Genomic DNA, 24472 nt, shown 5'->3' on the forward strand with positions numbered 1-24472 from the left:
CGCGCAGGTGCGCTCCGCCGTCGGGCGGCGTCGATCGGACGGCACGTGCCGCCGGGGTCAGGCCACGCGCTCCGGGGAGAGGCCGTCCCGCAGGTCGCGGCCGGCCGCGTCGAGCGGGTCGGCGTCCAGCACGGTCCGGAGCAGCGTGCGCGCCTCGGCGTCGGCGCCCGCCAGCGCCGCGAGCTGTGCGCGCAGGAGCAGGACGGTCCCGTCCTGGCGCACCTGCGGGTCGTCCGTGAAGAGGAGCATGGTGGGCAACGACGTCGCGAAGTAGTCGACCTGCGCAGGGGTGGCCGCCAGGTGAGCGACGTGCGCGGCGAGGCCCTCGGTCAACGCGTCGGCCCGGTCCTCCCGGCCGAGCCGCCGCCACGCCAGGACCGACGCGTACGTCTTCTCGGAGTACGCCCGCACCTCCATCGTCTGGAAGTCGCCCTCGAACCGCGCGGCCTCCTCCCAGGCTGCGCGCGCGGCCCCGTGCTCGCCCCGGGCGGAACGCACGTCGCCCAGCAGCAGGTGCAGGTCCGACGCGTTCGCGAGCGGGTGACGTGCCTCGCCGAGCGCAGCCGGCACCTCGAGCGCGGCCTCGACGTGCGTCAGCGCGCCGTCGAGGTCTCCGGTGGCCAGTGCACGACGCGCGAGCGCGGCCCGGACGTGCTCCCACGCGCCCAGCGCCTGCCCCTCGCCGCCCTCCCACGGCTGGAACAGCCGCTCGTCGAACAGGGCGAGCGCCTCGTCGAGCCTCCCGACGCTCACGAGGAGCTCGATCAGCGCGATCGTCAGGTCGTCGCGCTCGCGCACCAGGTCGGGGCGCGCGAGCAGCGCCTCGATGCGGCTCGCGGCCGGGGCACCGGTCCGGCCGGCGAGCTGGTCGCGCTCGTACCGGAGCCGCGCGTCGTCGGGAGCGAGCGCGATCGCCCGCTCGTAGCGGGCCGCGGCGGCCTGCGCGTCCCCGAGCACGTTGTACGCCGCGACCGCCAGGTTCCGGTGGACGACCGGGTCCGTGCCGTCGAGCGCGACGGACGTCTCCCACCACGTGACGGCCTCGTCGCGCCGCCCCACGGCGTATCCCCAGTGCCCGAGCAGGGCCCAGGCGCGGGCCGCCCACGGGAACGCCTCCACGATGCGGGCGAGCATGTCCGCGTCGTCGAGCCGGGAGGCCAGGCACCAGCGGGCTCGGGCCTGCTGAGCGCGCTCGACGGCGGCCGCGGCGGCCACCACGTCCCCTCGCCGCAGCGCGACGTCCGCGAGATGGAGCAGGGCCAGCGGGGCGACGTTGACGTCCCCCACGTGGACCGGGAGAGACGCGGTGTGGTCGAGGACGCGAGCGGCCGCGGCGAGCTCGCCGACCGAGACGAGCTCGAGCGCGACGTCGAGGGCGGTCGGCGGATGGGTCGGCAGCACACCGTCGTCGAGGAACCGGAGCCACCAGTCCAGGCCGTCGAGGCGCCGGGACTCGTCGAGCAGGACCGCGGCCTCCCCGTGCTGACCCGCGCGGCGCAGGACGAGGACGCGCACGGCCCGGGCCTGCAGGTTCTGCGGATCGACGGCCAGCACCTCGGCCGTCTCGGCGAGGGCCGCGGCGTCGTTCCCGTCATGGGCCTCCAGACGGGCGAGCGCGAGGTGCCCCGGGGACCTCCAGGACGCGTCCCACGCGGCCTTGCCGAACGCGTCGCGTGCGGCCTCCTCGTGCCCCGTGCGGGCCAGGACCTGGCCCAGGAGGTAGTGGGCCTCGCCGTCCCGGGGGTTGGGGTTGCGCAGGGTCAGGCGTCCGAGGGCTGCCTCGAGGTGGGTCCGGGCGTCGGCGTAGCGCCCGGCGCGACAGGAGCGGGCGGCGAGCGCCACGTGGGCGCGCGCGTCGTCGGGGTCGCGCCGCAGCGCCTCCTCCCAGTAGGGCTCGGGCGAGCGGGTCGCGTGCCGGTACTGGCTCAGGTGCAGACCCGTGGCGTGGAGCTCGTCGGCCGAGCCGATCTCGGCGGGAGCGGGAGGCTCGGTCGCAGGGTCCGGGAGGACGGCGTCGCCCGCGACGCGACGTGGCCGCCACCGGACGAGCGTCGTCCCCCGGTGCTCGACGAGGACCTCTACCTCGGTGGGGTCGAGGGGCAGGTCCGTGCTGATCGTGCGCACGAGGGAACGCCCCGGGCCGAGGTCGGCGTCCATCGTCGCGAGCCGGGCGCCGCCGGGGCCGGTGACCGTCACGGTCACCCCGTCGCGGGGCGCGGTCACCGCGACCCCGAGGCGCACCTCGCCGCCGGACGCGGACCGGACGACGTCGAGGTGCACCGCTGCGTCGAGCGACGCCTGGTGCGCCGGACCGATGTCCTGGATCGGGAACCAGTACTGGCTGAACGCGCGGGTCTCGCCAGGGCGCAGGAACGTGAAGTCGGGCTGGTTGTCGGTGTAGACACCGGCCATGAGCTCGACGTAGGGGCCGTCGCCGTCGGTCAGGTGCGCGTCCCATGCCAGGCCGAACGGGGCGTTGCCCCAGGTCCACTGCTTCTTCCCCGGGGCGACCCGGTGGTCGGCCCAGTGGACGAACCCGGCTCCGACGCCGTGGTCGTACCCACCGAAGAAGTCGTCCGACGTCCCGAGGCACATGTACGACGTGGGGACCGGCACGTTGCGGTACCAGTCGATCCGGTCTCCGTCGGGGGTCCCGGGGGTGACCTGCGCGGGGTAGTCGACGCCGTAGTAGCGGCCGTCCGCGGAGGGGAAGGTGGAGACGGCGCGCTTCGCGTGGTCGGCGACGTGGTGGACGTCGGTCGGGAAGAACGACTGGTAGTCGTCGTTGGCGTGCGCCGCGACGTTGGCCCACCACATGAACGTCTGCTCGTGCTCCGAGCGGTTGTAGAGGCGCGCACGGAGCTCGATCACGGACGAGTCGGGGCGCAGACGGAACCCGTGCATGCCCTTCATGCGGGCGAAGGGGTCGTGGTCGGAGCACCAGACCGTCACCGCGCCGTCGGGCTCGTGCTCGATCGACGCCGCGGTCGGGAGGAAGGTCGCCGGACGGTGGTGCTGGGGCCAGTTCAGCTCGACGCCGCCCGAGACCCACGGGCCCGCGAGCCCGACGAGGGCCGGCTTGATGACGTTGTTGCGGTAGAAGAAGTCGTAGTCCCTCGTCTTGTCGATCCCGACGTGCACGCGCCCGCCCAGCTCGGGCAGGATCATCAGCCGCACCCACTCGTTCTCGAGGTGGATCGCGTCCCACGAGCGCGAGACCTTCTCCTGGCTGATCCGTTCGTGGAACGGCAGCGGGTAGACCTGTCCCGAGGACCCCTGGTAGACGCGGTCGTCGAGGTAGGCGGGGTAGCGGTCGGGAGCGCGGGGCAGGTAGGTGTCGATGGCGACGTCCTCGCGCCAGGCGCGCACGGCGTCCGCGCGCTGCTGGGTCGGGGCGTCGGGGAGCTCGATGCGCGATGCGTTGACCATACGATTCACGGTAGGCCGACGACGTGCGCGCCAGAATGACCGTTTCGCTCGCGGGGATGGACGATTCGACTGTCCCTGCACGGCCCTGGCCGCCTGCTGGACCCGGTGGTGGCAAGGCCGGTCGAATCGTCCATGAGCACGGCGGAATCCTCCAGCAGGCACTCCTCGCCCCCCACCTAGCGTGGGGGCAGGATGACCCCGACCAGCGGTGTGAAGGGAAAGTGCAGATGACCGTCGAGACCTCAGTCGTCCACCTCCGAGGAGGCGGGACGAGCCTCGTCGTGACGACGAGCGGCGCGCGGCTGCCGCGCATCCTCCACTGGGGGCCCGACCTCGGCGACCTGACCGACGCCGACCTCGCGACCATGGAGACCACGGCGTCGCCCGCGATCGGCGACTCGGCCGTGACGTACCCCCAGCCGGTGCCGGTCGTGGCGCAGCTCGCCGAGGGGTGGCTCGGGAGGCCGGGCGTCGTGGGCGACCGTGCGGGCGCCCACTGGGCGCCGGTGTTCGTGGTCGACGACGTCGTGGTCGAGCGGGCGGACGACGCCGAGCGCCTGCGGGTCGCCTCGTCCGACGTCGCCTACGCCCTCACGCTGGGCGTCGAGCTCGAGGTCCTCGCGTCGGGGCTGGTCCGCGTCCGGGCCGAGGTGGGGAACGTGGGCGACGAGCCCTACGAGGTCCGCGCGCTCGAGCTGGGCCTGCCGGTCCCGTCGACCGCGACCGAGCTGTGCGACCTGGCCGGACGCTGGGCGCTCGAGCGGGTCCCGCAGCGACGTCCCTTCGACGTCGGTTCCTGGGTGCGCGAGGCCCGGGGCGGCAAGCCGGGGCTCGAGCACGCCTTCATGATGCTCGCGGGCGAGCAGGGCTTCGCCAACCGGGCAGGGCGGGTGTGGGGCGTCCACCTGGGCTGGAGCGGCAACCACGCGCTCGCCGCGGAGCGCACCCCGGCCGGGAGCCGCCGGCTCTCGGGAGGTGAGCTCCCGTGGCCGGGTGAGCTGGTCGTCGAACCGGGAGCGACGAGCACGACCCCGTGGCTCTACGGCTCGTGGGGCGAGGGCCTCGACGACCTCTCGCACCGGGTGCACCGCTGGATGCGGTCGCGTCCGACGCATCCCCGCTCCCCGCGGCCCGTGGTGCTCAACACCTGGGAGGCCGTCTACTTCCAGCACGACCTCGCGACGCTCGAACGCCTGGCCGAGGCCGGTGCGGCGGTCGGCGTGGAACGGTTCGTCCTCGACGACGGCTGGTTCACCGGTCGCCGCGACGACACCACGTCGCTCGGCGACTGGACGGTGGACTCGACGGTCTGGCCCGACGGGATCGACGCGCTCGCCGAGCGTGTGCGCGAGCTGGGCATGGACTTCGGGATCTGGTTCGAGCCCGAGATGGTCAACCTCGACTCCGACCTCGCGCGGAACCACCCCGAGTGGCTCTTCGACGCCGGGCACGGCCCGGGCATGGCCTCGCGCTACCAGCACGTCCTCGACCTGACCCACCCCGGGGCCTACCGCCACGTCCGGGACGCGATGTCCGAGGTCGTCGACCGCCTGGGCGTCGCGTACGTGAAGTGGGACCACAACCGGTACCTGCTCGACGCCGGGCACACGCCCACGGGCGTGGCGGGGGTCCGGGGGCAGACCCTGGCCGCCTACGCGCTGATGGCCGAGCTCAAGGAGCGGCACCCGGACCTGGAGATCGAGTCCTGCGCGAGCGGCGGCGGCCGCGTGGACCTCGGGGTGCTCCAGCTCACCGACCGGGTCTGGGCCTCGGACTGCAACGACCCGCACGACCGGCTCGAGATCCAGCGCTGGACCCGGCTGCTCGTGCCGCCGGAGCTCCAGGGGACGCACATCGGCGCGCGCGAGTCGCACACCACGCACCGTGTCCACCCGCTCGACTTCCGGGCGCAGGTCGCGCTGTGGGGGCACCTGGGGCTCGAGGTGAACCTTCTCGAGGCCTCCCCGGACGAGCTCGACGAGGTCCGGGCCTGGGTGGCGTTCCACACGGCGCACCGGGCCCTGCTGCACTCGGGCGACGTGGTCCACGCGGACCTCGGGGACCCCGCGCTGCGCCTGGAGGGCGTCGTCGCGATCGACCGTCGCGAGGCGATCTTCCAGCTCGCGGTGGTCGACCGGCCGATCACCTGGCCCCCCGGACGCGTCACCGTGCCGGGGCTCGACCCGGGGCGCCGCTACCGGGTCCGCCAGGTCAGCCCCGTCGAACGGTCCGGTACGGGGGTGCTGCCTCCGTGGACCGCGGCCGAGGAGGGCGTCGTCCTCCCGGGCGTCGTGCTGGCCCAGGTCGGGCTCGAGGCCCCGTCGCTCGACCCGGACCGCGGGGTCCTGTGGCACCTGGTGGCCGAGTGACCGATCTGCTCGACCACGGCACCCTGCGGCTCTCGCGGGGGGCGGTCGGCGGTGCGGTGTCGGTGTGGGGTGCGAGCCTCGTCGGGCTCGACGTCGGCGGCCACCACCTCGTGGAGCCGGTCGCGGGTGCGGCCCGCCCGCCGCTCGCCGCGGGGGCGACGCTCGTCCCCTGGCCCAACAGGGTCGAGGGTGCGACGTGGACCAACGGCGGAGTGGTCGAGCGGCTCGAGGTGAGCGAGCCCGCGACGGGACACGCGCTCCACGGTCTGCTGAGCGGCGTCCGGTGGGACGTCGCTCGGCAGAGCGCGACCGCCGTGTCGCTCACGTCGGGGATCCGGCACGCTCCCGGGTACCCGTTCGACCTCGACGTCGAGGTGGCGTACTCGCTGACCCCGGCCGGGGTCGAGGTGAGGTGCACGACGACGAACGTGGCGCCGTCGGGCCGCGCGCCCGTCGCGATCGGGGCGCACCCGTACCTGCGCTGCGGCGAGACCCCGGTCGAGGACCTGGTCGTCACGATCGACGCGGGCGCGGCTCTCGCCCTCGACGGCGACGGCATCCCGCGAGGGGCCTTCGGGACCGCGGGGACCCCGCACGACCTGCGCGACGGCGTCGTCGTCCGGGACGCCGTGCCGCACGCGTGCCTGACGGGGCTCGCGACGCGGGGCGGGCGTGCCCGGCACGTCCTGGCCGACGCGACGGGCCGGCGCACGGTGCTCTGGGCGGACGAGGTGTTCGGCTACGTCCAGCTCTACGTCACCGACCTGATGCCCGGGCGCCCCGCGGCGATCGCGATCGAGCCGATGACCGCGCCGCCCGACGCCCTGCGCTCGGGGCACGGCCTGCGGTGGATCGCCGCCGGCGAGAGCTGGACCGTGCGCTGGGGGATCGAGGACGAGGAGCGCGTCCCCGCGGGGTGACCGCTCGCGACGGTGCCCGGGTCAGCCCTTGACGCGCCGCCGGTACTCGGTCGGGCTCACGTCGTGGATCCGCCGGAACAGGCGCGAGAAGTAGTAGGGGTCGTCGTAGCCGATCTCGTCCGCGACCGCCTTGACCGGGGCGGCGGTCGTGTCGAGCAGGTGCCGGGCCCGCGCCATCCGCAGCGAGGTCTGGTACGCGATGACGCCACCTCCGGTCGCCCGACGGAAGAGCGCGCCCAGGCGTGAGGGCGAGACCCCGACCATCGCGGCCAGCTCGGGGACGCGCAGGGGGCCGTCGACCCGGTCCTTCACGTAGTCCATGGCCCGTTCCAGCGGGTCGCCCGGCGCCGGTTCGAGCCGGTCGACCGCGAGCTGGGCGAGCAACCGCCACGCGGCAGCGGTCGTCGCGAGGAGCCGGACGGGCGCGTGGTCGCGCTCCAGGGTGGTGAGGATCTCGTCGAGCAGCGCCACGACCCGCTCGACGTTGCGCAGCACCACGAGCGGGCGCAGGGCGTCGAGCTCTCCCGCCGACAGGAGCTCGCCGACGTCGGAGCCCTGGAGGTGGCACCACCAGATGGACCACGGGCGGTCGGGCGCCGTGCCGTAGACGTGCGGGACGCCGCTCGGGATCACGACCGCGTGCCCTGCGCCGAGCCGGTGCTGCTGCCCGAGCATCTCGACGAACCCCGTCCCGTCCGTGCACACGAGCAGGATCGTCTCGGGAGCGCCGCCGGGGCGCTCCATGAGGTGCGTCTCGGCCCGCGGGTAGTAGCCCGCGTGGGTCACGACCAGGTGCCGGAGCAGCCGTCGCCCCAGGGCGTCCTTCACGACCGACCGGGGAAGGACGCTCAGGCGCTGGTTGTGGAAGCCCTCCTGCATCGTCATGCCCTGAGTATCGGGCCTGCGGGCCGGAGGCTTGTCAGGCCGGTGCGTCCTCCGGCGGCTCTGCCGGGTGCGGCGGGGGCAGGGGCGTGTCCCCGGGGGCTGCTGGTAGCGGTCGACGCGCGCGATAACCAGCGTGACGCCGTGGGCGATCGCTGCGACGATGAGCCTGAGCATCTTCGGGTTCAGGGAGGTTCCGATGCGCACAGCGCGCTCGCTGCCAGGGACGCTCGTCGTCCTCGCGGTGCTGCTCGCGGGGGCATGCTCAGACGGGCCCGTCCCCACCCCGAGCCCCGCCGCCGACGGCCAGGTCGTCGAGCCCGCCCCGGACGTCCCGACCGTCCGCGCGAACGCGACGTCCCTGATCGACGACCTGCCCTCGCCGTGGGGGCTCGCGGCGCTCCCGGACGGCCGTCTCCTGAGCACGTCGCGCGACGAGGGGACGGTCAGCCTCCTCGACCCGGGGACCGCCGGCGTCACGGCGATCACGGGCGAGGGGGCCGACGAGCTCGCGTCGGGGACCGACCACGGTGGCGAGGGGGGTCTGCTGGGCGTCGCGGTCGCGCCGACGTTCGCCGAGGACGGGACCGTCGTGGTCTACCGGACGGGCGAGGCCGGCAACGAGGTGCTGCGGGGACGCCTCGACGTGGACGAGGCTCGCCTGGGTGCGCTCACGACCGTGCTCGAGGGCATCCCGAAGGGGAGCAACCACAACGGCGGCCAGGTCTCGTTCGGCCCCGACGGCTTCCTCTACGTCGCGACCGGGGACGCGACCACGTCGGGGGCCGCGCAGGACCCGGGCTCGCTCGCGGGAAAGATCCTGCGGGTCGGGCTCGACGGCGAGGCCGCGCCCGGCAACCCTGACGGCTCGCGCGTGTGGAGCCTGGGGCACCGCAACGTCCAGGGCCTGGGATGGGACGCCTCGGGCCGGATGTTCGCGAGCGAGTTCGGCCAGAGCACGCTCGACGAGCTCAACGTGATCGTCCCGGGCGGCAACTACGGCTGGCCGGACCGCGAGGGGACGCTCGGCGAGGCGGCCGCCGCGGACGGCACGGCGTTCGTCGACCCGGTCGCGACGTGGCCCACGTCGGACGCGAGCCCCAGCGGCCTCGCGGTCGCCGCGGACGCCGTGTACGTCGCGGGGCTGCGCGGGGAGCGCCTGTGGCGCGTCCCGTTCGCGGGCGGCGCGGCGGGGGAGGGCGAGGCGAGCCCGGTGCCCGACGGCGGAGCCTCGCCCGCCGCGTTCGGCGCGCCCCAGGCGCTGCTCACGGGGGAGTGGGGGCGGCTGCGTGCGGTCGTCGTGGCTCCCGAGAGCGCCGGCGACACCGAGGGCGGGACGTCGCTGCTCGTCCTGACGAACGAGACCGACGGGCGGGGGAGTCCCGTCCCGGGCGACGACCATCTGCTGCGCGTCGACCTGACGACGGGCTGACGGCGGCCCGGTCCGGTCGCCCTCGGCAGGCTGCTCGGACGGCGGCGCACCGGCGGGGTCCGGCCAACTACCATGAGGACCATGCCTGACGCAGCCCCGGAGACCTTCTACCTCACCACCCCGATCTACTACGTGAACGACGCCCCGCACATCGGGCACGCGTACACGACGGTCGCGGCCGACGTCGTCACCCGCTGGCACCGCCAGCGCCAGGAGCCGGTCTGGTTCCTGACGGGGACGGACGAGCACGGGCAGAAGGTCATGCGCACGGCCGAGGCCAACGGCGTGACCCCCCAGGAGTGGGCGGACCGCCTGGTCGAGAGCTCGTGGAAGCCCGTGCTGCACACGCTCGACGCGCTCAACGACGACTTCATCCGCACCACGCAGCCCCGCCACACCGAGCGTGTACAGGCCTTCATCCAGGACTTGTACACCAAGGGCGAGATCTACGCGGGCTCGTACGAGGGCCCGTACTGCGTGGGCTGCGAGGAGTACAAGCTCCCGGGCGACCTGATCGACGGCACGGGCGAGTACGAGGGCCAGAAGCTCTGCCCCATCCACAGCAAGCCCGTGGAGATGCTCTCCGAGCAGAACTACTTCTTCAAGATGAGCGCGTACCAGGACCGCCTGCTCGCGCTCTACGAGGCGCACCCCGAGTTCGTCCAGCCGGCCAGCGCCCGCAACGAGGTGCTCGCGTTCGTCAAGGGCGGCCTGCAGGACCTCTCGATCTCGCGCAACACGTTCGACTGGGGCATCCCCATCCCGTGGGACACCACGCACGTGCTCTACGTGTGGTTCGACGCGCTGCTCAACTACGCGACCGCCGTCGGGCTGGACAGCGACGACCCCGAGCAGCAGGCCAAGTTCGCGGCCACGTGGCCCGCGAGCGTGCACCTGGTCGGCAAGGACATCCTGCGCTTCCACGCGGTGATCTGGCCCGCGATGCTCATGGCCGCGGGCCTGCCCCTGCCCAAGACCGTGTTCGCGCACGGCTGGCTCCTGGTCGGCGGCGAGAAGATGAGCAAGTCGAAGCTCACGGGCATCGCGCCGAGCCAGATCATCGACCACTTCGGTTCCGACGCGTTCCGCTACTACTTCATGCGCGCGATCGCGTTCGGCCAGGACGGGTCGTTCTCGTGGGAGGACCTCTCGGCGCGCTACAACGCCGAGCTCGCGAACGGGTTCGGCAACCTGGCCTCGCGCGTCGCGGCCATGGTCGGCAAGTACTACGGCGGCGTGCTCCCGCAGGCGGGCCCCGCCGGGCCGGCCGAGCAGGCGCTCGAGCAGGTCGCCGCGCAGGCGGTCGAGGCCGCCGAGAAGGCGATCGACGCGCTCGCGATCCACGAGGCCATCAACGCGGTGTGGACGCTCGTGGACGCCACGAACCTGTACCTCACCGAGCAGGAGCCCTGGAAGGTCGCCAAGCTCGACGAGGAACGTGACGGCACGGCGCCCGATGCCACCTGGATCCAGGAGGGGCGCCTCGCCACGGTGCTCGTCACGGCCGCCGAGGCCCTGCGCTCGCTCGCGGTGCTGCTGCACCCGATCACCCCGAAGGCCGCCCAGGCGCTGTGGGAGTCGCTGGGCGCCGAGGCGCCGCTCGGTGCGCTCGCGGTCCAGCCGGTCGACGGCGCCGCACGTTTCGGCATGCTGCCCGCGGGGACCACGGTCACCAAGGGCGCGTCGCTGTTCCCGCGGCTCGAGGACCCGGTCGTCGAGGGCGCCTGACCATGGCTCGCAAGCGCGAGCGCGGGTGGCCGCCCGCCCCCGAGGCGTTGCCGCTGCCCGTGGTCGACGACCACACGCACCTCGAGTCGATCGCCGGCGTCCTGCCCGACGTCGACGAGGAGGGGCGCCCCCTCCCGGTCCCGACGGTCGCGCAGCACATCGAGGACGCGGCCCGGGTCGGCGTGGACCGCATGGTCCAGGTCGGCTGCGACCTGCCCTCGGCCCGGCTGACGGGCGCCCTGGTGCGTGAGCACCGGGCGCTCCTCGGGGCGATCGCGATCCACCCCAACGAGGCGACCCTGCACGCGGGCGTGACCGAGGTGGGCCCCGACGGGCTGACCCCGACCCCCGAGGCGCGTCACGCCGTCGGGCTCGACGACGCGATCGCGGAGATCGCCGCGATCGCGCGCGGCAACGACCGCATCCGGGCGATCGGCGAGACGGGCATGGACCTCTTCCGCACCGGCCCGCAGGGCGCGGCCGTCCAGCGGGAGTCGTTCCGCGCGCACGTCGCGCTCGCCAAGGAGCTCGGGCTCCCGCTCCAGATCCACGACCGCGACGCGCACGCGGAGGTCATCGAGGTCCTCCTCGCCGACGGCGCCCCCGAGCGGACGGTCTTCCACTGCTTCTCGGGCGACGCCGAGATGGCGAGGCTGTGCGCCGCGCAGGGCTGGTACCTGTCGTTCGCGGGACCCGTGACGTTCGGTGCCAACGACGAGCTGCGCGCGGCTCTCGCGGCCGTGCCCCTGGGCCAGGTGCTGGTCGAGACCGACGCGCCCTACCTGACGCCGCACCCCTACCGAGGACGGCCCAACGCGCCCTACCTCCTGCCCCACACCGTGCGGAAGGTGGCCGAGGTGACCGGGACCGGGATCGAGCAGGTCTGCGCGCGGCTGAGCGAGACCGCCGAGCAGGTCTACGGCCCCTGGTGACGGCTCGGGCGACGGCCTGACGAGTCCCCGTTCCCCCCGCCGTGCGGTGCGTCGTGGCCGACGCGCCGGACGGGCTTCCCCCGAAGGTCACGTTTCCACTACGGTCTGCTTGTCCGTGATGCCGGAAGCGTCACCGGACGCAGGTCGAGACAGGAACGGAAGGTCACGTGGTCGGTGGCGACGGGGTGCGCAGGAGCTCCCTGACGGGTAGGTGGCGCCTGGTCGCGCAGGCGGCGATCCTGGCGACCGTGGTCGGGACGACCGGAGTCTTCGCGCTCGCCCACAAGTCCGTGGTCCTCGACGTCGACGGCGAGGTCCGCACGGTCAGCGCGTACGGCTCGACCGTCGGCGACCTGCTCGACTTCCAGGACGTCGCGATCAAGGACTCCGACCTCGTGGAACCCGCGGCGGACGAGCGGGCGACCGACGGCGGCACCATCGTCGTCCGCACGAGCCGCGAGATCTCGCTCGAGCTCGACGGGAAGCCGCAGACGTTCGTCACGACGGCCCGCACGGTCGGTGAGCTGCTCACGGCCCTCGGTCCACGTGCCGAGGGGGCCATGACCTCGGCGTCGCGCTCGCAGTCGCTCGGTCGCGAGCAGATCCGGGTCTCGACCCTCAAGACCGTCCACGTCGCCGTGGACGGGGCGATCGTGACCGCCACGACCTCCGAGGCGTCGGTCGAGGGGGTCCTGGAGCACGCGGGGATCACCCTGTCGGTGGGCGACGCGGCGTCGGTCCCGCTCGGCGCCGCCGCGGTCGACGGCATGCTCGTGCTCGTCACGCGCGCAGCGAGCGGTGCGGCGACGGTCACGGAGACCCTCCCGTTCGAGACCGAGGAGGTCAAGGACCCCTACCTCCCGCAGGGGCAGCGCAAGGTCCGTACGTCGGGCAAGGTCGGCGAGGCCGTGACGACCTACGCCATCCAGACCGTCGGTGGCACCGAGGTCTCGCGGACCGTGGTCGACCGGACGGTGACGCGCGAGCCGCGGACCGAGGTCGTCGTGGTCGGTTCGCTCGACCCGTCGACCATCAAGGTCGACCCGGGGTCGTCCAAGGCGATCGCCAAGTCCCTCGCGGCGCAGCGCGGCTGGGGCGACGACCAGTTCGCGTGCCTCGACCTGCTCTGGATGAAGGAGAGCAGGTGGAACGCGACCGCGGAGAACAGGTCGAGCGGCGCCTACGGGATCCCGCAGGCGCTCCCGGGCTCCAAGATGGCCAGCGCCGGAGCCGACTGGCGGACCAACCCGGCCACCCAGATCACGTGGGGGCTCGGGTACATCGAGGGTCGCTACGGCACCCCGTGCGGCGCCTGGAGCCACTCGCAGGCCAAGGGCTGGTACTGAGCACGGGCCGTGCGAAGACCCTGTGAGGGTTCTCTCCGCTGGGTCGTTCCGGGCCCCGACATAGGTGGAGAAAACCGGACAGGACGGCGGCGTCGGGCCCGGACGGGGTTGGCACTCGATAACGGATCGGTTACGGTCAACTGTCGCGCACTGCAGCCCGCCCTGCCGCCACCCGCTCATCACCGGGGGCGAGACGGACGGAGGGTGCGCGTCCTGCTGTCGGCCCGAGAAGTGGTCCGTCGGTGGTAGACGACAGCCGGATCGGTCGTTCGGAACCAGCGGTAGGACGTCCTCGGACGCCCGCCCCGACGCTCCTTTGAGCCCAGGGCCGTCGGTGGCGCGCTGCGCCGTCCGAAGTCCGTGCCCGGGAGGCTCGACGACTGGACTCGAGTGACCAACCCCATTGACCGGACCGCTCACGCGGCCAGCGCCGACAGCGCAGCCAACACCCCCCAGACCCCTTCTCCTCTCGACGGCGTCGAGGCACAGGCCTCCGCCCCCACAGCCACCAAGCGCCGCCGCTGGCCCCTGATCGCCGGTGCGACGGCCATCGCGCTCGTCGCGACCGGAGCAGTCGCCTACGGCAGCGCCAAGAAGACCGTCCAGCTCGACGTCGACGGCAACATCACCACGGTCTCGACGTTCGCGGGCTCGATCGAGGGCCTCCTCGACGAGCAGGACGTGCGCGTGACCGACCGCGACCTGATCGCCCCCGGGGCCGACGCGCCCCTCAAGAACGGCGCCGACGTCGTCGTGCGCTACGGGCGTCAGGTGACCGTCCAGACCGACGGTGCCCAGAGCGACGTGTGGCTCACCGCGCTCGACGCCGACGAGGCGCTCGAGACCCTCGCGGACCGCGGGAGCGACGTGCGTCTCGTCGCCTCGCGCTCAGGAGCCGACGGCCGTGCCGCGCTCTCGCTGCGTCTCGACGCGGACGGACCCGTCAACGTCGTCGCGGACGGCGAGACCAGGACGGCCCCCGACGGCAGCATCGGCGTGAACGCGATCCTCGACCAGCAGGGCGTGGCCCTGGGCGAGCTCGACCGCGTCTCCGTGGCCCGCACGGCCGAGGAGACGTCGGACGTGCCTGCGGTCTCGCTGGTCGTCCAGCGTGTCGCCGTGACCGAGGCGCCGACCGTCACGCCCATCCCGTTCGAGACGGTCACCGAGCAGGACGCGAACCGTTTCGCGGACCTCGCCCCGGTCGTCAAGCAGGAGGGCGTCGAGGGCGCCTCGACCAAGGTCGAGAACGTGACCACGGTCGACGGCGTCGAGGAGTCCCGCGAGGTCGTCTCGGACGGCGTCACGTCCGAGCCGGTCGCCAAGATCGTCGTGCAGGGCACCAAGGAGCGGCCCAAGGCTGCCCCGAAGGCTGCTGCGGCTGCCCCGAAGGCCGCTGCCGCTGCCCCTGCCCCCAAGGCGAGCGCACCGGCCGCGGCGGCACCGAGCACGGTCGGCGGCGACGTCTGGGCCGCGCTGGCCAAGTGCGAGTCGGGCGGCAACCCCGCGACGAACACGGGCAACGGCTACTACGGCCTCTACCAGTTCTCGGCCACCACCTGGCGTGCGATGGGTGGCTCCGGCCTCCCGTCCGACGCGTCGGCCGCGGAGCAGACGCAGCGTGCGCAGGCGCTCCAGGCCCGCTCGGGCTGGGGTCAGTGGCCCGGGTGCGCCCGGAAGCTCGGCCTGCTCTGAGCGGCCCTGGCATCCTGACCGCGGCCACGGGCTGAGGTCGGACGAACGAGGGGTGTGGCCCACGGCGCGAGCCGTGGGCCACACCCTTTTCCTGTGCCCGCCGGTTGCCCGCCGGCTGCCCACCCGGTGTCTGCGCGGACGAGAGACGCGCGTCGGGCGCGACGTCCGGGTCTGTCCGGGTGTGCTCGGATCGTCCTGTGACGTGGGTCGCGAGCGGGCGGAACCGACTTGGTGATCGATAACGAGTCGGTTACGGTCGAGTGTCCCGCGTGCAGAAGTCACCTCGGTGTGATCGGAGCGCGGGCGCCGTGTCGGCAGGGTGCACACCCAGGACCCGACACCCTGGACCGCCGGATCGGCTGGTCGAACCCCTGGAGCACCCCGTCGCCTCGCGCCGTGCGCTGACCAGGGTGGCGCCGCAGCGCGCGCCTCGACCCCCCGTGCCCGGACAGCACGACGACTGGACCCGAGTGAAGAACCCCTTCCGCAGCATCACCGGCGCGCGCAGCGCGCGCCCCGCCGCCTCCGACGTGACGTCCCCCGACAGCCTCTCCTCCCACGGCGTCGAGGCGCAGGCCTCCGCCCCCACAGCCACCAAGCGCCGCCGCTGGCCCCTCGTCGCGGGCGCGACGGCCGTCGCGCTCGTCGCGACCGGAGCAGTCGCCTACGGCAGCGCCAAGAAGACCGTCGAGCTCGACGTCGACGGCAACACGACCACGGTCAGCACGTACGCAGGCTCGGTCGAGGGCCTCCTCGCCGAGGAGGGCGTGCGCGTGACCGATCGCGACCTGATCGCACCGGCCGCCGACGCGCCCCTCAAGAACGGTGCCGACGTCGTCGTGCGCTACGGGCGTCAGGTGACCGTGCAGACCGACGGTGCCCAGAGCGACGTGTGGCTCACCGCGCTCGACGCCGACGAGGCGCTCGAGACGCTCGCCGCGCGCGGCGGCGACGTGCGCCTGGTCGCGTCGCGCTCTGCGGCTGACGGCCGCGCCGAGCTCGGCGTCCGCCTCGACGCGGACGGGCCCGTCGCCGTCGTGGCGGACGGCGTGACCAGGACGGCCCCTGACGGGTCCATCGGTGTGGACGCGATCCTCGAGCAGCAGGGCATCGTCCTGGGCGAGCACGACCGCGTCTCGGTCGCCCGCGACGCCACGGCGGACCCTGCGGTGTCCCTCGTCGTCCACCGCGTGGTCGTCACGGACCTGCCGACCGCGACCCCGATCGCGTTCGAGACCACGGTCCAGGAGGACGGCAACGTCTACAAGGACGAAGCCCCGACCGTCGCCCAGGAGGGCGTCGAGGGCGTGCACACGCTCGTCGAGCGCGTGACCACGGTCGACGGCGTCGAGGAGTCCCGCGAGGTCGTCTCGGACGGCGTCACGTCCGAGCCGGTCGCCAAGATCGTGGTGCAGGGCACCAAGGAGCGTCCCAGCGGCCCGGCAGCGGCCGGTTCCGCGCGCGAGGTCGGGCGACAGCTCGTCGCAGCCCGTGGCTGGGGCAGCGACCAGTTCGCGTGCCTCGACAAGCTCTGGACCAAGGAGAGCAACTGGAACTCCTCGGCCACGAACCCGTCGTCGGGCGCGTTCGGGATCCCGCAGTCCCTGCCCGCCTCCAAGATGGCGAGCGCCGGGGCCGACTGGCGGACCAACCCCGCGACCCAGATCACCTGGGGCCTCAACTACATCGCAGGCAGCTACGGCACGCCGTGCGCTGCGTGGGGCCACTCGCAGGCGAGCAACTGGTACTGAGGCTGCCCTGGCGATCGTCAAGCGCTGAGCCTGCCCTGGCGACCGTCAAGGCGCTGAGCCGCGAGCACCGCTCGCGGCGGCCGGCACCGGTCCAACCGGTAGGCTTCCCCGCATGAACGACACCCCCAACGCCCTGCTCGGTCCGGCACAGATCCGCGACCTGGCGGGGCGTCTGGGCGTGCGGCCCACCAAGACCCTCGGGCAGAACTTCGTGCACGACGGCGGGACCGTCCGCAAGATCGTCCGGACCGCCGGCATCGGCGCGGGGGACCGGGTGGTCGAGGTCGGTCCGGGCCTCGGTTCGCTCACGCTGGGCCTGCTCGAGGTAGGGGCGAGCGTCGTCGCGGTCGAGATCGACCCACCCCTGGCGCAGCAGCTCGCCGCGACCGTGGCCGTGCACCAGCCCGACGCCGCCGAGCGCCTGACGGTCGTGGCCGCGGACGCGCTCGAGGTCACGGAGCTGCCGGGCGAGGCGCCTACGGCGCTCGTCGCGAACCTGCCCTACAACGTGGCCGTCCCTGTCCTGCTGACCTTCCTCGAGCGCTTCGACTCGCTCGAGCGCGTCCTGGTCATGGTCCAGGCCGAGGTCGCGGACCGGCTCGCCGCCCCGCCCGGGAGCCGCACGTACGGCGTGCCGTCGGTCAAGGCCGCCTGGTACGCCTCGGCCCACCGTGCCGGGACCGTGGGGCGCAGCGTGTTCTGGCCCGTACCGAACGTCGACTCCGCGCTCGTGGCGCTCGACCGCCGTGAGCCTCCGACCACGACGGCGACGCGCGAGGAGGTCTTCGCGGTCGTCGACGCGGCCTTCGCGCAGCGTCGCAAGATGCTCCGCTCGGCCCTCGCGGGGATCGCGGGCTCGTCGGCCGCGGCGGTCGAGGCTCTCGAGCGCGCGGGCGTCGACCCCACGGCGCGCGGCGAGCGGCTCACGGTCGAGGAGTTCGCGCGCATCGCGGAGCAGCTCCCGCTCGTGCAGGCCGAGGCCGCCGCTTCCGCAGGCGAGCACCCGGAACGACCTGGCACAGTGGACGCGTGAGCCCCCACCTGTCCGCCGCGCCTCCGGTGTCCGTCCGGGTCCGGGCGCCCGGGAAGGTCAACCTGTCGCTGCGCGTCGGGGCACGTCAGGAGGACGGCTACCACCCGCTCGTGACGATCTTCCAGGCGGTCTCGCTCGTCGAGGAGGTCACGGCGACGCTCGAGACCCCCGGTGCGGGACTGTCCCTGACGGTCTCGGGGGCGCAGGCCGAGCGGGTCCCGGTCGACGAGACCAACCTGGCGTGGCGGGCCGCCGAGTCCCTGGCCCGGTACACGGGCGTGGACGCGGACGTCCGGCTCCACATCCACAAGGGGGTCCCCGTCGCGGGCGGCATGGCCGGCGGTTCGGCCGACGCCGCAGCGGCGCTCGTGGCGTGCGACCTGCTCTGGGAGACGGGGCTGTCGCGGGCCGAGCTGTCGGACCTCGCGGCCGGGCTCGGCTCGGACGTGCCGTTCGGGCTCGTGGGGCACACGGCCGTCGGGACCGGGCGAGGGCACCTGCTGACCCCCGCGATGGCCCGGGGCGAGTTCCACTGGGCGTTCGCGGTCCGGGACGAGGGCCTGTCGACCGCCAAGGTGTTCCAGACGTTCGACGAGGTCGTGGGTGGGACCCCCGACGTCGAGCTGTCGGACGACACCGAGCTCATGCAGGCACTGCGCGCGGGGGACCCCGTGGGGCTGGGCCGCGCGCTGCACAACGACCTCGAGGCCGCGGCGCTCGCCATGGCCCCCGAGCTCGGCCGGACGCTCGAGGTCGCGCACGAGGTGGGAGCGCTCGGCGTGATCGTCTCGGGCTCGGGCCCCACGGTCGCGGCGCTGGCCCGCAGCAGGCAGCACGCGCTCGCGATCGCGGCCTCCTGGACGGCCGCGGGCGTCGCCGACTCGGTGCACTGCGCCACGGGTCCGACGTCGGGCGCGCGCGTCCTGGCTTCCTGACGGCTCGCGCTCGGCGCAGCCGGTCGCTCGGTGCGACCGGAGGCAGTCCTCGGCCGGCGGCCCGTCCCGGGGCGCGGTGGCCGGTACGCGTCGGTGCCTCCCCGGCGTCCCGGCCCCCGATGCCCGGCGCGTATCCTCGCTAAGGCACTTCCACCCTCTCGAAGGAACTCATGGCACACCTCCTCGGCGCCGACGACATCCGTCTCGTCGTCGGCACCCGCACCCTGCTCGACGGCGTGAGCCTGGGCCTCGACGACGGCGACCGCGTGGGCGTCGTCGGCCCCAACGGGGCCGGGAAGTCGACGCTGCTGCGTCTCCTCGCGGGGACCGCCGTGCCCGACGCCGGACGCGTCACCCGGGTGGGCGGGCTGCGGATCGGCATGCTCGACCAGCGCGACGAGTCGCCCGCGGGGACGAGCATCCGCGACCTGGTCCACGGCGAGTCGGCCGAGCACACCTGGGCGGGGGACGCGGGCATCCGTGCGGTCCACGCGGGCCTCCTCGGCGACCTGGACCTCGACGCCCCGGCGAACACGCTCTCGGGCGGGCAGCGTCGCCGCGTGGCCCTCGCGGCCCTGCTGGTCGCCGACCACGACGTGCTGTTCCTCGACGAGCCCACCAACCACCTCGACGTCGAGGGCGTCGCGTGGCTCGCCGAGCACCTGCAGGCGCGGTACGCGCGCCCCGGTGCCCGGGGGGCGCTCGTGGTCGTGACGCACGACCGCTGGTTCCTCGACGCGGTGTGCACGCGCATGTGGGAGGTCACGGGCGACGGGTCGGGCGCGGTCGAGGGGTACGAGGGCGGGTACGCGGCCTACGTCCTGGCTCGCGCCGAGCGGGCCCGCACCGCCGCGGTGACGGCCGAGAAGCGCAACAACCTGCTCCGCAAGGAGCTGGCCTGGCTGCGCCGCGGCGCCCCCGCGCGCACGTCCAAGCCCAAGTTCCGGCTCGACGCGGCCGCCGCGCTCATCGCCGACGAGCCGAACCCGCGTGACACGCTCGAGCTCACGCGCATGGCCACGCGCCGCCTGGGCAAGGACGTGCTGGACCTCGAGGACGTCACGGTCCGCATGCCGGCTCGCGACGGGGATCCCGATGCTGCGGAGAAGGTCCTGTTCGACGACGTGACCTGGCGCCTGGGCCCCGGCGACCGCTACGGCGTGGTCGGGGTCAACGGTGCGGGCAAGACGACGCTCCTGCGCCTGCTCGCCGGACGCCTCGCGCCGAACGAGGGCACGGTCAAGCGCGGCAAGACGATCCACGTCGCCGAGCTCACGCAGGACATCGACGAGCTCGACGCGATCGGCGGCCTGCGGGTCGTGGAGGTCATCGAGCAGGAGAAGCGCACGGTCGCGGTCGACGGCAAGGAGCTCACTGCCGCGCAGCTCGTCGAGCGGCTCGGGTTCACGCGCGAGCGCTCGCAGACCCTGGTCCGCGACCTGTCCGGAGGTGAGCGTCGGCGCCTGCAGCTCCTGCGCCTGCTCGTCGGCGAGCCCAACGTGCTGCTGCTCGACGAGCCCACCAACGACCTCGACACCGACACCCTGGCTGCCATCGAGGACCTCCTCGACGGCTGGCCCGGGACGCTCGTCGTGGTCTCGCACGACCGCTACCTGCTCGAGCGGGTCTGCGACCGCGAGGTCGCGCTGCTGGGCGACGGGACCATCCGCGACCTGCCGGGTGGTGTCGAGGAGTACCTCGCGCTGCGCAAGGCCATGATCGCCGCGGCAGCGGGATCGTCTCGGGTGGGAGGCACGCGCGCGGGCGCGACGGCCGGCGAGGGCGGTGCGTCGTCGTCGGGCACGGGGAGCAGCGGCGACGCGACGGACGCCCAGCCCGCCCCCTCAGGCGCGGACGTGCGCGCCGCGAAGAAGGAGATCGGTCGCATCGAGCGACGCCTGTCCAAGATCGCCGAGCTGGAGGCACGCCTGCACGACAAAATGGCGGCCCAGGCGACCGACCACGCGGCGATCCTCGACCTCGACAAGCAGCTCCGGGAGCTCGCGGACGAGAAGGAGACGCTCGAGACCGAGTGGATGGAAGCGGCCGAGCTGCTCGACTGACCTCGCGCACCGCGGAGCCCGTGCGAGACGCGCCCGGCGTCCCTCGCACGGGCTCCGCGCTCAGCGGGAGGCGGTCACGCCTCGAACTGGCCCACGACCGTGCGCAGCAGGTTCGCCAGGCCGAGCCGGTCTGCCGGCTCGAGCGCCGCGAGGACCTCGCGCTCGACCGCCAGCAGGTCGGACATGGCGGCGTCGACACGCTCGAGGCCCTCGGGCGTGAGCTCGACGAGCACGCCGCGCCGGTCGTCGGGGGAGCGGTGACGCTGCACCAGGCCGCGGGCCTCGAGGCGGTCGATCCGGTTGGTCATGGTGCCGCTCGTGACGAGCGTCTGCGTGATGAGCGCGCCGGGGGACAGGCGGTACGGCTCGCCCGCCCGGCGCAGCGCGGACAGCACGTCGAACTCCCAGGTCTCCAGGTGCCCGCGCGCGAACGCGCTGCGGCGCGCGAGGTCCAGGTGCCGGGCCAGCCGGCTGACGCGGGAGAACACGGTGAGCGGCTCGACGTCCAGGTCCGGACGCTCGCGCTGCCAGGCGTCGACGATGCGGTCGACCTCGTCCGGGTGCGGGTGCTGCATGACGTGAGGCTACTCGACATTCCTCGACATCAAGAGTCTTGACGGGAGCTCCCGCCCCGGACGGGGACCCGTCAGCTCGCGCGCAGGGCGTCCTTGAGCTTGATCCGGCCCCCGGTACGGAGCACCGCGTTCGAGTAGATCTTGCCCGCGAGCCACACCAGGACCGGCACGAGGGCCAGCGACAGGCCGACCGCGAGCAGGATCTCCCACGTCTCGACAGTGCCCAGCGCGATGCGGATGGGCATGAGCAGCGGCGAGCAGAACGGGATGTACGAGAGCCACACGACCAGCGGGTTCTCGGGGTCCCACGGGCCGATCGAGATCCCGATGATGTACGGGATCATCATGAGCATCAGGACCGGGGTGATGACCGAGCCCACGTCCTCCTGGCGCGAGACCAGCGCCGCGAGCGCCGCCAGCGCGAGCGAGTACATGACGAACCCGATCACGAACCACACGAGCACCCAGGCCGCGGTCGCGCCCAGGTTCACGCTGCTCGCGTCGACGAGCCCGAGCGCGAACGCCGTCCCGACGCCGCCCCCGACGACCACGACGAGCTGGAGGAGCCCGATCGCTCCGATGCCCAGGACCTTGCCCGCCATGAGCTGCCACGGGCGGATCGTCGCGAGCAGCAGCTCGACCACGCGGCTGGTCTTCTCCTCCACGACGCCCTGCGCCACGAGCTGGCCGCACGTCATGAGCGCGATGAAGATGAGGATGCCGCCGACCATGCCCGTGACGATCTGGGCGGGGTCGCGCTCCTCGGCGGGTTCGAGCGACTCGACCGTGGGGGCCGCGGACGCGATCTCCTGCGCGACCGCGGACGGGTCGCCGCCCAGGTCGGTGATGGCACCGGACAGCGCGGCCTGCTGGGCCAGCCCCGTGAAGACGGGGGTCAGGGTCGTGCCCAGCTCCTCCTTGACCACGACCGTGAAGGAACCGGGCGTGCCGGTCACGAGCGCGTCGAGGCTGCCGTCGGCGACCTGCTCCCGGCCGTCGGTCTCCGAGACCTCGCTGACCTGGATCTCGGTGCCGACCGCGCCTCCGGCGGCCTCGAGCTGGGGGCCCAGGGCCTCGGCGCCCGACGTGACGCCGACCTTCTGGGCCGCGGGCTCCTGGCCGCCCACGACGCTCAGCAGGAACCCGCCGAGCACGACGCCCACGAGCAGGGCGACCGTGGTCCAGACGAACGCCTTGGACCGGATGCGCGTCGAGATCTCCCGGCCGGCCACGAGCGAGACCGCGCCCCAGGTGCTCACGGGCGAGTGGCGGGTCGTCGTCGGCTGTCGCACGGCGCTCATGCCGAGGCCTCCTGTCGGGTCGAGGGGGTCGTGCGGGAGCCGGTCGTGCTGTCCGGCACGGGGGCCTCGTCGCTGCTCACGACGTGGCGGAACAGCTCGGTCAGCGACGGGCGCTGCGGCGTGAACTCGCGCACGGGCCCCGTGGCCAGGGCCGCGCGCAGCACCGCCTGCTCGGCCCCGTCCTGCGGCGAGTCGACCTCGAGGAAGGTCCTGGCGCCGTCGTACCGCAGGACACGGACGCCCGGGAGCTCGGACGCCCAGCCGGGCGGCGCGGCCGGGGCGTCGACGACCCACTGCGGGCGCTGCGTCGCGCGCAGCTCCTCGATCCCGCCGACCTCGACCATCTCGCCCGCCTTGACGATCCCCACGCGGTCGCACAGCCGCTCGACCAGGTCGAGCTGGTGCGACGAGAAGACGACGGGCACGCCCGCGGCGGCGCGGTCGCGCAGGACACCGCTCATGACGTCGACCGCGACGGGGTCCAGACCGGAGAAGGGCTCGTCGAGCACCAGGATGTCGGGGTCGTGGACGAGGGCGGCCGCGAGCTGGACGCGCTGCTGGTTGCCGAGCGAGAGCTTCTGGACCTCGTCACCGCGCCGGGCGTCGATCCCGAGCACCTGCGTCCAGTGCTCCATCGCGGTGCGGGCCGCGACGGTGCCCAGCCCGTGCAGCCGGGCCAGGTAGACGAGCTGGTCGCCGACCTTCATCTTGGGGTAGAGCCCACGCTCCTCGGGCATGTAGCCGATCCGACGGCGCATGGCCAGGTCGAGCGGTCGGCCGTCCCACCGGACCTCGCCCGAGTCGGGCGCGAGCACCCCGAGCGCGATGCGCATGGTCGTCGTCTTGCCCGCCCCGTTCGACCCGACGAAACCGAAGATCTCCCCGGCCCCCACCGTGAAGGACATGTCGCGCAGCGCACGCACCGTCCCGTACGTCTTGTTCAACCTGTCGATCTCGAGAGTCGCCATGGACCTACGAAACCACGGACGGCGCGAGCCGTCACGGGCGGAATGTCATGAGTTCGTGCCTGTGCCCCGGCCGGGGCGCGAGGTCCGAGGCGTGCGCCGGCGCTCAGGCCTCGGGGCGCGGCTTGCTCGTGAGCGCGGGGTTCTTCTCCATGCCGGACAGGCCGTTCCACGCGAGGTTCACGAGGTGCGCCGCGACGTCGGTCTTCTTGGGGCTGCGGACGTCGAGCCAGTACTGGCCCGTCAGGGCGACCATGCCCACGAGCATCTGCGCGTAGATGGGGGAGACCCGGGGGTCCAGGCCGCGTCGCTTGAACTGGTCCGCGAGCAGGTGCTCGACCTGTGTCGCGACGTCGCCGATGAGGCTCGAGAACGTCCCCGTCGCCTGGGCGACGGGCGAGTCGCGCACGAGGATGCGGAACCCGTCCTCCGACGTCTCGATGTACGTCAGCAGGGCCAGGGCCGTGCGCTCGAGCAGGACCTTGGGGTGCCCACCCGACGAGAGTGCGCCCGTGAGCGCCGAGGTCAGGCCCTGGATCTCGCGGTCGACGATGACCGCGTAGATGCCCTCCTTGCCCCCGAAGTGCTCGTAGACCACGGGCTTGGACACCTCGGCGCGCGCGGCGATCTCCTCGACGCTCGTGCCCTCGAAGCCCTTCTCGGCGAACAGGACGCGGCTCACCTGCAGCAGCTGTTCGCGGCGCTGGCTCGCCGTCATGCGGGATCTGGGAGGTCGTCTGGAGTCTGCAGCCACGGGTCCATCATGCCGTGCCGGTGCTCGCGGGGTCGGGGCGCGCGCTGTGCTGGGACGGGGCGCAGCACGCGCGAGTGATGTGCTCCTCACACGTTCTCCCCACGTCCAGGACCCGTTCGGGCGTGGAGCACGGCGCGGGACCTGGCAGACTGTTCTCCGGACGAGCGATGGCGCGCGCGGTCGGGGGTCGCCCCGCGGGTGTGCGCGTGTGTCTGGTCCGTTCCGCCTTGGTGTAATCGGCAGCACAAGGGTTTTTGGTGCCTTTAGTCCAGGTTCGAGTCCTGGGGGCGGAGCTCGTGCAACCAACCCGATGGGAGCCCCAGTGACCGACGCTGTGCCCGACGCACCGCCAGTGCCAGCCG

General features: G+C 73.5%; 17 protein-coding genes and 1 tRNA gene. 12 read left to right on the forward strand and 6 right to left on the reverse strand.

Features of this window, described 5'->3' with window-relative positions:
* Positions 1-57: 57 nt before the first annotated feature.
* Positions 58-3429 (reverse strand): DUF5107 domain-containing protein, encoded by a 3372-nt coding sequence (locus ASE27_RS02980; RefSeq protein ID WP_056645563.1) that lies wholly within the window; start codon positions 3427-3429, stop codon positions 58-60.
* A gap of 227 nt (positions 3430-3656) precedes the next feature.
* Here ASE27_RS02980 and ASE27_RS02985 point away from each other — a divergent pair, with 227 nt between their 5' ends.
* On the forward strand, positions 3657-5798 hold the full coding sequence (locus ASE27_RS02985; protein WP_056645566.1) for an alpha-galactosidase: 2142 nt from the start codon (positions 3657-3659) through the stop codon (positions 5796-5798).
* Positions 5795-6718 (forward strand): hypothetical protein, encoded by a 924-nt coding sequence (locus ASE27_RS02990; protein WP_056645569.1) that lies wholly within the window; start codon positions 5795-5797, stop codon positions 6716-6718. Before ASE27_RS02985 ends, ASE27_RS02990 begins: the two co-directional genes overlap by 4 nt.
* A 21-nt stretch (positions 6719-6739) precedes the next feature.
* Here ASE27_RS02990 and ASE27_RS02995 read toward each other — a convergent pair whose 3' ends face one another.
* On the reverse strand, positions 6740-7603 hold the full coding sequence (locus ASE27_RS02995) for a helix-turn-helix domain-containing protein (RefSeq protein WP_056645572.1): 864 nt from the start codon (positions 7601-7603) through the stop codon (positions 6740-6742).
* 196 nt (positions 7604-7799) lie between these two features.
* Here ASE27_RS02995 and ASE27_RS03000 point away from each other — a divergent pair, with 196 nt between their 5' ends.
* From ASE27_RS03000 to ASE27_RS03040, 9 genes are all read left to right on the forward strand, one after another.
* Positions 7800-9032, forward strand: coding sequence for a sorbosone dehydrogenase family protein (locus ASE27_RS03000; RefSeq protein ID WP_056646623.1), 1233 nt, complete (start codon positions 7800-7802; stop codon positions 9030-9032).
* Between the two features lie 81 nt (positions 9033-9113).
* The gene (gene metG, locus ASE27_RS03005) at positions 9114-10760 is read left to right on the forward strand and encodes a methionine--tRNA ligase (protein WP_157257353.1); all 1647 of its coding nucleotides are present in this window, start codon (positions 9114-9116) and stop codon (positions 10758-10760) included.
* Between the two features lie 2 nt (positions 10761-10762).
* Positions 10763-11692: a TatD family hydrolase gene (locus tag ASE27_RS03010; protein ID WP_056645579.1), complete on the forward strand. Its 930-nt coding sequence runs from the start codon at positions 10763-10765 to the stop codon at positions 11690-11692.
* A 185-nt stretch (positions 11693-11877) separates the two neighbouring features.
* Positions 11878-13038, forward strand: coding sequence for a ubiquitin-like domain-containing protein (locus ASE27_RS03015; protein ID WP_082608536.1), 1161 nt, complete (start codon positions 11878-11880; stop codon positions 13036-13038).
* A gap of 390 nt (positions 13039-13428) precedes the next feature.
* The gene (locus ASE27_RS03020) at positions 13429-14733 is read left to right on the forward strand and encodes a resuscitation-promoting factor (RefSeq protein WP_304438311.1); all 1305 of its coding nucleotides are present in this window, start codon (positions 13429-13431) and stop codon (positions 14731-14733) included.
* A gap of 440 nt (positions 14734-15173) precedes the next feature.
* Positions 15174-16484, forward strand: coding sequence for a ubiquitin-like domain-containing protein (locus tag ASE27_RS03025; RefSeq protein ID WP_235535331.1), 1311 nt, complete (start codon positions 15174-15176; stop codon positions 16482-16484).
* Positions 16485-16596: 112 nt separating this feature from the next.
* Positions 16597-17517 (forward strand): 16S rRNA (adenine(1518)-N(6)/adenine(1519)-N(6))-dimethyltransferase RsmA, encoded by a 921-nt coding sequence (gene rsmA / locus ASE27_RS03030; protein ID WP_056645587.1) that lies wholly within the window; start codon positions 16597-16599, stop codon positions 17515-17517.
* A complete protein-coding gene (locus ASE27_RS03035) occupies positions 17514-18452 on the forward strand; it encodes a 4-(cytidine 5'-diphospho)-2-C-methyl-D-erythritol kinase (RefSeq protein WP_056645590.1) in 939 nt (312 codons plus the stop codon). Before rsmA ends, ASE27_RS03035 begins: the two co-directional genes overlap by 4 nt.
* Before the next feature lie 170 nt (positions 18453-18622).
* Positions 18623-20515, forward strand: a complete 1893-nt coding sequence (locus tag ASE27_RS03040; protein WP_056645594.1) for an ABC-F family ATP-binding cassette domain-containing protein — start codon at positions 18623-18625, stop codon at positions 20513-20515.
* A 74-nt stretch (positions 20516-20589) separates the two neighbouring features.
* Here the strand turns inward: ASE27_RS03040 and ASE27_RS03045 are convergent, their stop codons facing one another.
* The 4 genes from ASE27_RS03045 to ASE27_RS03060 all read right to left on the reverse strand — a co-directional run bounded on the left by ASE27_RS03045 (position 20590) and on the right by ASE27_RS03060 (position 24074).
* Positions 20590-21090, reverse strand: coding sequence for a MarR family winged helix-turn-helix transcriptional regulator (locus ASE27_RS03045; RefSeq protein ID WP_056645596.1), 501 nt, complete (start codon positions 21088-21090; stop codon positions 20590-20592).
* Between the two features lie 71 nt (positions 21091-21161).
* Positions 21162-22391 (reverse strand): ABC transporter permease, encoded by a 1230-nt coding sequence (locus ASE27_RS03050; protein ID WP_056645599.1) that lies wholly within the window; start codon positions 22389-22391, stop codon positions 21162-21164.
* Positions 22388-23359, reverse strand: coding sequence for an ABC transporter ATP-binding protein (locus ASE27_RS03055; protein ID WP_056645602.1), 972 nt, complete (start codon positions 23357-23359; stop codon positions 22388-22390). The genes ASE27_RS03050 and ASE27_RS03055 overlap by 4 nt, the downstream gene beginning before the upstream one ends.
* Before the next feature lie 103 nt (positions 23360-23462).
* Entirely contained in the window at positions 23463-24074 is a 612-nt protein-coding gene (locus ASE27_RS03060) for a TetR/AcrR family transcriptional regulator (protein ID WP_056645605.1), read from the reverse strand.
* A gap of 257 nt (positions 24075-24331) precedes the next feature.
* Between ASE27_RS03060 and ASE27_RS03065 the strand changes: the two genes are divergently transcribed.
* A tRNA-Gln gene (locus ASE27_RS03065) sits at positions 24332-24403 on the forward strand.
* Positions 24404-24472 lie beyond the last annotated feature (69 nt).

The sequence above is a fragment of the Oerskovia sp. Root918 genome, assembly GCF_001428945.1.
Classification (GTDB): domain Bacteria; phylum Actinomycetota; class Actinomycetes; order Actinomycetales; family Cellulomonadaceae; genus Oerskovia; species Oerskovia enterophila.

Excerpts from the sequence above, each read along its gene's own strand:
- ASE27_RS03040 (WP_056645594.1), top strand. The coding sequence starts at position 18,623 with ATGGCACACCTCCTCGGCGCCGACGACATCCGTCTCGTCGTCGGCACC.
- metG (WP_157257353.1), top strand. The coding sequence starts at position 9,114 with ATGCCTGACGCAGCCCCGGAGACCTTCTACCTCACCACCCCGATCTAC.
- ASE27_RS03060 (WP_056645605.1), bottom strand. The coding sequence starts at position 24,074 with ATGACGGCGAGCCAGCGCCGCGAACAGCTGCTGCAGGTGAGCCGCGTC.
- ASE27_RS02995 (WP_056645572.1), bottom strand. The coding sequence starts at position 7,603 with ATGACGATGCAGGAGGGCTTCCACAACCAGCGCCTGAGCGTCCTTCCC.
- ASE27_RS02985 (WP_056645566.1), top strand. The coding sequence starts at position 3,657 with ATGACCGTCGAGACCTCAGTCGTCCACCTCCGAGGAGGCGGGACGAGC.
- ASE27_RS03010 (WP_056645579.1), top strand. The coding sequence starts at position 10,763 with ATGGCTCGCAAGCGCGAGCGCGGGTGGCCGCCCGCCCCCGAGGCGTTG.
- ASE27_RS03050 (WP_056645599.1), bottom strand. The coding sequence starts at position 22,391 with ATGAGCGCCGTGCGACAGCCGACGACGACCCGCCACTCGCCCGTGAGC.
- ASE27_RS03045 (WP_056645596.1), bottom strand. The coding sequence starts at position 21,090 with ATGCAGCACCCGCACCCGGACGAGGTCGACCGCATCGTCGACGCCTGG.
- rsmA (WP_056645587.1), top strand. The coding sequence starts at position 16,597 with ATGAACGACACCCCCAACGCCCTGCTCGGTCCGGCACAGATCCGCGAC.
- ASE27_RS03000 (WP_056646623.1), top strand. The coding sequence starts at position 7,800 with ATGCGCACAGCGCGCTCGCTGCCAGGGACGCTCGTCGTCCTCGCGGTG.
- ASE27_RS02980 (WP_056645563.1), bottom strand. The coding sequence starts at position 3,429 with ATGGTCAACGCATCGCGCATCGAGCTCCCCGACGCCCCGACCCAGCAG.
- ASE27_RS03055 (WP_056645602.1), bottom strand. The coding sequence starts at position 23,359 with ATGGCGACTCTCGAGATCGACAGGTTGAACAAGACGTACGGGACGGTG.